The organism is Methanobrevibacter sp. (assembly GCF_017940815.1).
Taxonomy (GTDB): domain Archaea; phylum Methanobacteriota; class Methanobacteria; order Methanobacteriales; family Methanobacteriaceae; genus Methanocatella.
On the sequence record NZ_JAGAXX010000082.1, the window covers coordinates 52,355 to 59,597 of the forward strand.

A 7,243-nucleotide genomic window follows, 5' to 3' on the forward strand; every position below is an offset into this window, starting at 1 on the left:
AATTTTATAGATTATTCTTAACCTCATTAGCCAGTTGCATAGTGGTTGCGGAACCGCCTAAATCTCCAGTTAATATATTAGCTTCATTTAAAACTTTTAATATAGCACCGTCTAGTCTGTCAGCAGCCTCATTTTCACCTATGTATCTAAGCATCATGACTGCTGAAAGCATCATTGCTATTGGATTAGCTATTCCTTTTCCTGCAATATCCGGTGCTGAACCGTGAACCGGCTCGAATAATGCAGCATTTAGTCCAATATTTGCTGATGGAATCAAACCAAGACCTCCAACAAGTCCTGCACCCTCATCAGATAGTATATCTCCAAATAAGTTGGTTGTAACTATTACCTGGAAGGTTTCCGGTTGTGTAATGAGATACATCGCTGTTGCATCTACATAGTAGTCCTCGGTTGCAATTTCAGGATAGTCCTTTGCAACTTCATAGAAAATCTCTTTAAACAATCCATCAGTTTTCTTCAATACGTTTGCCTTATGAACTGCGGTTACTTTTGTCTTGTTGTTTTCCTTTGCATAGTTGAATGCGTAATTTATGATACGTTCTTCAGCTTCACGTGTGATGATCCGTCTTGCAATTGCCCCATTGTCAGTGTAGGACTCTTCATCTGCAATGTACATTCCTTCCGTATTTTCACGCACAATCATAAAGTCAATGTCATCGGATAATGAATTTGTATGTGGATAAGCTTTAACAGGTCTTAAGTTAGCGAACATTTTCATTTCTTGACGTATTTTGACAATAACGTCTGCAGCGGTTTCTCCTGCAGCTCCGAATAAACATGCATCTGCATCTCTTATGATGTCCAATGTTTCACTAGGCAATGCTGAACCTGTTTTCTCAAGACACTCGTCTCCAGCTTCACCATAGACATAGTCAAAGTCAATGCCAAGGGCATCCAACACATGTATTGTCGCTTCCATTACCTCACGGCCGATTCCATCACCGGGAACGACAGCTATTTTATATTTATCTTTTGTTTTTGAGGTACTCAATCAAACCACCTTGTTCTAATATTTCTAACATAAATGGAGGCAATTTTTTGAATTCGATGCTTTCTCCATTCTGGGATGTTATTGTAGCGTTTTCCATATCTACGCTGATTTCTTCTCCATTCTCTACAAGTTCGCTAATTCCTGGAGCTTCAAGAAGTGGAACTCCAACGTTTGTAGCGTTACGGTAAAAGATTCTTGCAAAGGATTCTGCAATCACTGCAGCAACCCCAACACCTTTAAGCGCGATTGGAGCGTGTTCCCTTGATGAACCGCATCCGAAATTGGTTCCGGCAACAATAAAGTCACCTTCGCTGCATTTTTCATTGAAGTCAGGATCCAATCCTTCCATACAATGTTCAGCTAATCTTTCCTCATCTGTGTATATCAAGTATCTTCCGGGAACTATGATGTCTGTGTCAATATCGTTTCCAAATTTCCATGCTTTTCCTTTCATATTAATCACTCCGGTGCCACAATTCTTCCTTCAATAGCTGAAGCAGCTGCAACAGCCGCAGAAGATAAGTATACTTTTCCGTCAGGAGATCCCTGTCTTCCTTTAAAGTTTCTGTTAGATGTTGAAAGGCTTACTTCGTCTGGACCGATGATTCCGGTATGTCCTCCAAGACATGGGCCGCAGCATGGAGCTGATACGAGCGCTCCTGCGTCAACGAATATCTTAAGCAATCCTTCATCTAATGCTTTTGAATAAACTTCAGTTGATGCCGGTATCACTAACATTCTGGTTCCGTTAGCTATCTTGTTTCCCTTTAGGATTTTTGCAGCATCTCTAAGGTCACTAAGTCTTCCGTTAGTGCATGAACCTAAAAATACTTGGTCGATTTCTGTATCGACCTCACTGATAGGTTTCACATTGTCCACATTGTGAGGGCAAGCGATTTGAGGTTCCAAATCACTAACGTCAATATCAATTATATTAAGAGAAGAGGAGTTCAAATCGGTTTTAAATACTTTATATGGTTTGTTGGAACGTTTTTCAACATAATCGATTGTTTTCTTATCAGGTTCCACCATACCGGTTTTACCACCCATTTCAATTGCCATATTACACAAAACCATTCTGTCGGAAACACTCATGTCAGAAATGGTTTCTCCAGCAAATTCACATGCCTTATAGGTTGACCCATCAGCACCCATTTTACCAATGATATGCAAAATAACGTCTTTTGCATAAACGTTGTCCTTGAGCTGTCCTGTGACATTAAATCTATTTGTTTCAGGAACTTTGAACCATAAGTTTCCTTCAGCAAACACCATTGCCATATCTGTTGAACCTATACCGGTTGCAAATGCTCCCAAAGCACCGTGGGTGCATGTGTGTGAGTCAGCACCTACAATTACCTCTCCAGGTACAACATGACCCTTTTCAGGCAAAATTTGATGGCAAACTCCGGCGTTTACATCATAGAAATGTTCAATTCCTTGTTCTTTTACGAATTTTCTCATTAATATGTGGTTATTAGCTGAGTCTATGGAGTCAGCTGGAACTTGATGGTCAAAAGGAATAACAATTTTTGATGGATCCCAGACTTTTTCAGCCCCAATTTTTTCAAAAGATTGTACTGAAAGAGGTCCAGTTAAATCATGTGTCATTGCTACGTCAATATTTGCTATAATTATGTCTCCAGCTTCAACTTCATCTTTTCCTGAAGCTCTAGCTAATATTTTTTCTGTCATTGTTGGCATATTTTTAAACCTCTTAATAATGATAAATGTATATGTTTTACAATGTATATAACTCTTTTTTTATTAGGCATTTTTAACCTATATATATAATGTCTAACAAAATATAATCCATGAGCAACTCATTTTTTAAAAGATTAAAAAAAGAAGAAGAACCTCCTATTATTGAGGACCAGACTTCTGTTTGGGAAGATAGGATTTTTTGGGTTTCAACATTGCAAAAGATAGCATACCCTGTCATAAGTAATTTATCCAAAGGCTCACTTAGAAAAAACATGCCTTTCGAATCAAAAACTGGTGAAGGACAGAAATTCGTTTATCTTGCAGCTTTTGCTCGTGTTTTCAATGGAATAGCTCCTTGGTTAGAGTTAGGTGTAGAAACTTCTGATGAAGGAAAAGTGCGTGAAAAGTATATTAAATTAACATTAAAGGCTATTTCCAATGCGGTTAATTCAAACAATAACGATTATATTCTTTTTGTGGAACCTAAACAATCTTTAGTTGATGTTGCTTTATTTGCTCAAGGATTGCTCAGAGCTAAAAAACAAATTTGGCTTAACTTGCCGATGGATGTTCAGGCCAGAATCATTCGTGAACTTAAAAATACAAGAATTATTGCACCATATGAGAACCATTGGTTACTCTACACTTCAATGATTGAGGCGGCATTGCTCGAATTCACTGGTGAATGTGATAAGGAAAGACTAACCTATGCAATCTCCAAGTTTAGAGATGAATTCTATGCTGGCGATGCGATTTATTCAGATGGAGAGGACTTTGATGCAGGCTATAAGAATAGTTTAATTATACATCCAATGTTAAATGATATTTTGGAGGTAATGAGAAAATATGGCCTTCAGGAAGGGGAATTTTTAGATGTGCAATTGATGAGATCCTCCAGACTGTCCTCACAGCTTGAAAGGATGATTTCTCCTGAAGGAACCTATCCTTTAGTTGGCAAATTTTTATCCGCCCGTTTCGGCGTTTTCCAATTACTTTCACAAGCGGCTTTGCTTAAGATATTGCCGAGAAATATTGCTCCGGCACAAGTTAGAAGCGCTCTTACAAAAGTTATTCAAAGACAATTCACAGGCAATCAAAACTTCAGTAGCGATGGATGGTTATTATGTGGATTGAATGGTTCACAAATTGATATTTGTGAAAAAGAAGAAAATACTGGCAGTAATTATTCATGTTGCGCAGTATTTTTAGCGTTAGGTCTTTCTTCAGAAGATCCGTTTTGGAAAGATCCGTCTGAAGATTGGAGTAGTCTAAAAGCATGGAACGGCCATCAAATACAACCAGACCAATCAATTAGTTTTTAATTCAATTTGTATAAGTTCCCGTAATTAATTAATTTAATTTCCTCTGGAACTTCTTTTATTATATTTTTAGTGTCAAATATCACCGCTTTTTTCATGTTTTTAGCGATGAAATCATAATCTAATTCTTTAAACTCATCATGGTCGCACAATACCAAAATCAAGTTGGCATTTTCGACAGCTTCATTGAAACTGACAAAATTAGGATTTTCAATGTGAGGGTCATGAATTGCAATCTCATAATTTGCACTTAATTTCGCTATGATTTCATATGCCGGGCTTTCCCTGTCGTCTCCGGTATTTCCCTTATATGATACTCCGAATACTGCAATTTTACCTTCTTTAATGATTTTTTTGACATTTTCACATACAAAATCAGGCATTGAGTTGTTTGTATCACGTGCAAGCTTAATGATTTTAGCGGTTTCAGGTGCTTTTGCATAAATGAAGTAAGGGTCGATTGCAAGGCAGTGTCCTCCTACACCTGGGCCAGGTGAGTGCAAGTTGACTCTTGGATGCTTGTTTGCCATTTCAATAACGTCAAGTGCATTTACACCAATTTCAGCACATATTTTTGCAAGTTCATTGGCAAGTGCAATGTTGACGTCCCTGAATGTATTTTCCATACATTTGGACAGTTCAGCGGTTTTAGCTTCTGTAAGCATCAAATCGCCTTCAACAAATTGCCCATACACTTCGCTTGCTTTCACTGCACATTCCTCTGTCACGCCGCCTATGATACGGTCATTGTGGATTAGTTCCTCTATGATTTTTCCTGGAAGGACTCTTTCAGGGCAGTGGGCAAGATACAAATCTTCACCAATGGTAAATCCTGCCTTTTCAAATATAGGCTTGATGGTTTCATCAGTTGACATTGGAGCTATTGTTGATTCAATAATGACGGTGTTTCCTTTTTCAAGGAAAGGTATTATTGTTTCGCATGCAGTTATGACATAGCTCAAATCGCAGCTGTAGTTCTCAACAATGTATGGGGTCGGCACTGTAATTATGAATGCATCTGCTTTTTCGGGAGTTAAGGACGCTTTGTAGACTTTATTATTTACTGCATTCTTGATGATGTCGCTTATTCCAGGTTCTTCAATATGGATGATTCCTTTATTTAAATTTTCTACAATCTTTTCGTTTATATCCACTCCAACTACTTCACAGTGGTTTCTTGTAAACAATGCTGCTGTTGGAAGTCCGATATATCCTTGGCCCATAATACATATTTTCATAATTAGCATCTCCCCTCTTTTTATATAATTAAGTATAATATATATTTTAACTAATATTAAAGTTTTTAAGTGATTGTCATGAAGATTTTAATTACCGGTTCTAATGGAATGTTGGGCCATGATTTGATTGATGTTTTAAAAAATAAGCACGAACTGGTCCTAACTACTTCCAAGACACTTGATATAACAGATAAAAATGGGGTCATCGAGTTTATTGTTGACGCTCATCCAGACATTGTAATCAATTCGGCGGCATATACAGATGTTGACGGGTGCGAAAGCAATCCTGAATTGGCATATTCCGTAAATGGAGAGGGCGTTAAAAACTTGGCCATGGCCTGTAAGGAAGTTAATTGTCCATTGGTTCATATCAGTACCGATTATATCTTCAACGGTGAAAATGACAGGCCGTGGATTGAGGATGATGATATAGGTCCGATCAGCGTTTACGGCAAAAGCAAGCTTAAAGGAGAGGAATACATTCAGGAAATCCTTGATGAGTATTATATCGTAAGGACCGCATGGTTGTATGGTGTTAATGGCCGGAATTTTCCAAAAACAATGCTTGAATTGGCCAAAAACCACTCCGAAATCACCGTTGTTTATGATGAGGTGGGCACACCCACATACACTCGTGATTTGGCTTACGGCATTGGCCAGCTAATTGAAAGTGAAGCTTATGGCATTTACCATTTAACCAATTCCGGAAGCTGTTCCTGGTGTGAATTTGCGAGATATATCTTTGAGGTTGCGGATGTCAATGTCAATGTCGTTCCCGTCACTGCAAAAGAGTTTGCAAGGCCTGCGCCAAGACCTCATTATTCCGTTCTGGAAAATAGGAATTGGGCAGAAAATGGATTTGTACCGTTAAGAAGCTACAAAGAAGCTATTAAAGAATATATAGAGTTGATTAAATGAACAAGAAATATGTTTTTGTCATTGCATTAGTCATTGCTCTTTTTAGCATTTCTGCAGTGAGTGCAGGATTTCTGGACTTTTTGGGTTTAGGAGGCCATGACAGCAATGTTAATGTGGTGGAAGATGGAGAGTACTGCACAGTTGATGAAGTTGCAGCCTATATCAAGGAGTTTCACAAACTTCCAAGTAACTACATAACCAAAAAAGAGGCACAGAGCCTAGGCTGGCATGGAGGCCCACTTAAGAAATATGCTCCTGGAAAAAGCATCGGTGGAGACACATTTACAAATAGGCAACATGTCTTGCCGGATAGCAGTTCCAAATACATTGAATGCGATATCAATGCAAACGGAACCAGCCGTGGAGCTGAAAGGATAGTTTATAATACTGGGGATTATTCAGTCTACTATACATCTGATCATTACAGCACATTTAAAGAGGTATAGCATGCAATTGGATGGAAAGTTGATAAAGGAAAACGGCCATGACTATCTTATGGAAGCACTGAATTTTCCGGATTATTATGGTAAAAATTTGGATGCATTGTATGACTGCCTATGTGAGATTGAATGTGAAATAATTCTGGTGAATTCCGATGATGTCGATGACGATATCCTTGAAACCTTCAAGGATGCCGCAGATGAAAACGATTCACTTGAATTTAGTATACAATAGAAAATTTAAAATTTATAGTATATTTCTTTTAATTTTTATACATATTATTTACATTCATAAACTTAACTGATAGTTCTTCAAATATCACTAAAGTTAATGTTATGTATCCGGAACAGGATACTCCTGAATAACCGATTTATCTTTATAATGCAAGAATACCATGACCTCTTTAGGTCGGGGATGAATTGCACTGTTTTGTGTACTATCTTTTTTTAATAACTTTTATTTTTATTTATTTTGTGTTTTTTTGGATGTTATTTTTTTTTTACATGATTTTTTTCAGTATACATTTTTTTTATGTTGATTGTAATATTGTTTTGGGTGTGAAAAATTGTTTTGAGTACGTTATTTGATTACTTTCCAAATGCTCTTGCTCT

General features: G+C 37.5%; 8 protein-coding genes. 4 read left to right on the plus strand and 4 right to left on the minus strand.

Annotated features, from left to right (window positions below; genetic code table 11):
• Positions 1 to 4 precede the first annotated feature (4 nt).
• Genes ILA26_RS09950 through hacA form a run of 3 tightly spaced genes read right to left on the minus strand, consistent with a single transcriptional unit; the run spans position 5 to position 2,716 of the window.
• The gene (locus tag ILA26_RS09950; RefSeq protein WP_292896850.1) at positions 5 to 1,012 is read right to left on the minus strand and encodes an isocitrate/isopropylmalate family dehydrogenase; all 1,008 of its coding nucleotides are present in this window, start codon (positions 1,010 to 1,012) and stop codon (positions 5 to 7) included.
• A complete protein-coding gene (locus ILA26_RS09955; protein ID WP_292896852.1) occupies positions 987 to 1,466 on the minus strand; it encodes a 3-isopropylmalate dehydratase small subunit in 480 nt (159 codons plus the stop codon). Before ILA26_RS09955 ends, ILA26_RS09950 begins: the two co-directional genes overlap by 26 nt.
• 5 nt (positions 1,467 to 1,471) lie before the next feature.
• A complete protein-coding gene (gene hacA, locus ILA26_RS09960) occupies positions 1,472 to 2,716 on the minus strand; it encodes a homoaconitase large subunit (RefSeq protein WP_292896854.1) in 1,245 nt (414 codons plus the stop codon).
• A 110-nt stretch (positions 2,717 to 2,826) separates the two neighbouring features.
• On the opposite strand from hacA, the gene ILA26_RS09965 reads away from it, so the two are divergent.
• Positions 2,827 to 4,038 carry a DUF2264 domain-containing protein gene (locus tag ILA26_RS09965; protein WP_292896856.1) on the plus strand — a complete coding sequence of 404 codons (1,212 nt, stop codon included), beginning with the start codon at positions 2,827 to 2,829 and terminating at the stop codon, positions 4,036 to 4,038.
• On the opposite strand, the gene ILA26_RS09970 is transcribed toward ILA26_RS09965, so the two are convergent.
• Positions 4,035 to 5,273 (minus strand): nucleotide sugar dehydrogenase, encoded by a 1,239-nt coding sequence (locus ILA26_RS09970; RefSeq protein WP_292896858.1) that lies wholly within the window; start codon positions 5,271 to 5,273, stop codon positions 4,035 to 4,037. The two genes, ILA26_RS09965 and ILA26_RS09970, sit on opposite strands and share 4 nt — an antisense overlap.
• Positions 5,274 to 5,351: 78 nt before the next feature.
• On the opposite strand from ILA26_RS09970, the gene rfbD reads away from it, so the two are divergent.
• From rfbD to ILA26_RS09985, 3 genes are read left to right on the plus strand one after another with little or no spacing between them, the layout of a single operon-like run.
• The gene (gene rfbD / locus ILA26_RS09975) at positions 5,352 to 6,191 is read left to right on the plus strand and encodes a dTDP-4-dehydrorhamnose reductase (protein WP_292896860.1); all 840 of its coding nucleotides are present in this window, start codon (positions 5,352 to 5,354) and stop codon (positions 6,189 to 6,191) included.
• Positions 6,188 to 6,637 (plus strand): ribonuclease domain-containing protein, encoded by a 450-nt coding sequence (locus ILA26_RS09980; protein ID WP_292896862.1) that lies wholly within the window; start codon positions 6,188 to 6,190, stop codon positions 6,635 to 6,637. The genes rfbD and ILA26_RS09980 overlap by 4 nt, the downstream gene beginning before the upstream one ends.
• Position 6,638: 1 nt before the next feature.
• Complete coding sequence (locus ILA26_RS09985) at positions 6,639 to 6,866, plus strand: barstar family protein (protein WP_292896864.1); 228 nt, start codon at positions 6,639 to 6,641, stop codon at positions 6,864 to 6,866.
• The last annotated feature ends 377 nt before the right edge of the window (positions 6,867 to 7,243 follow it).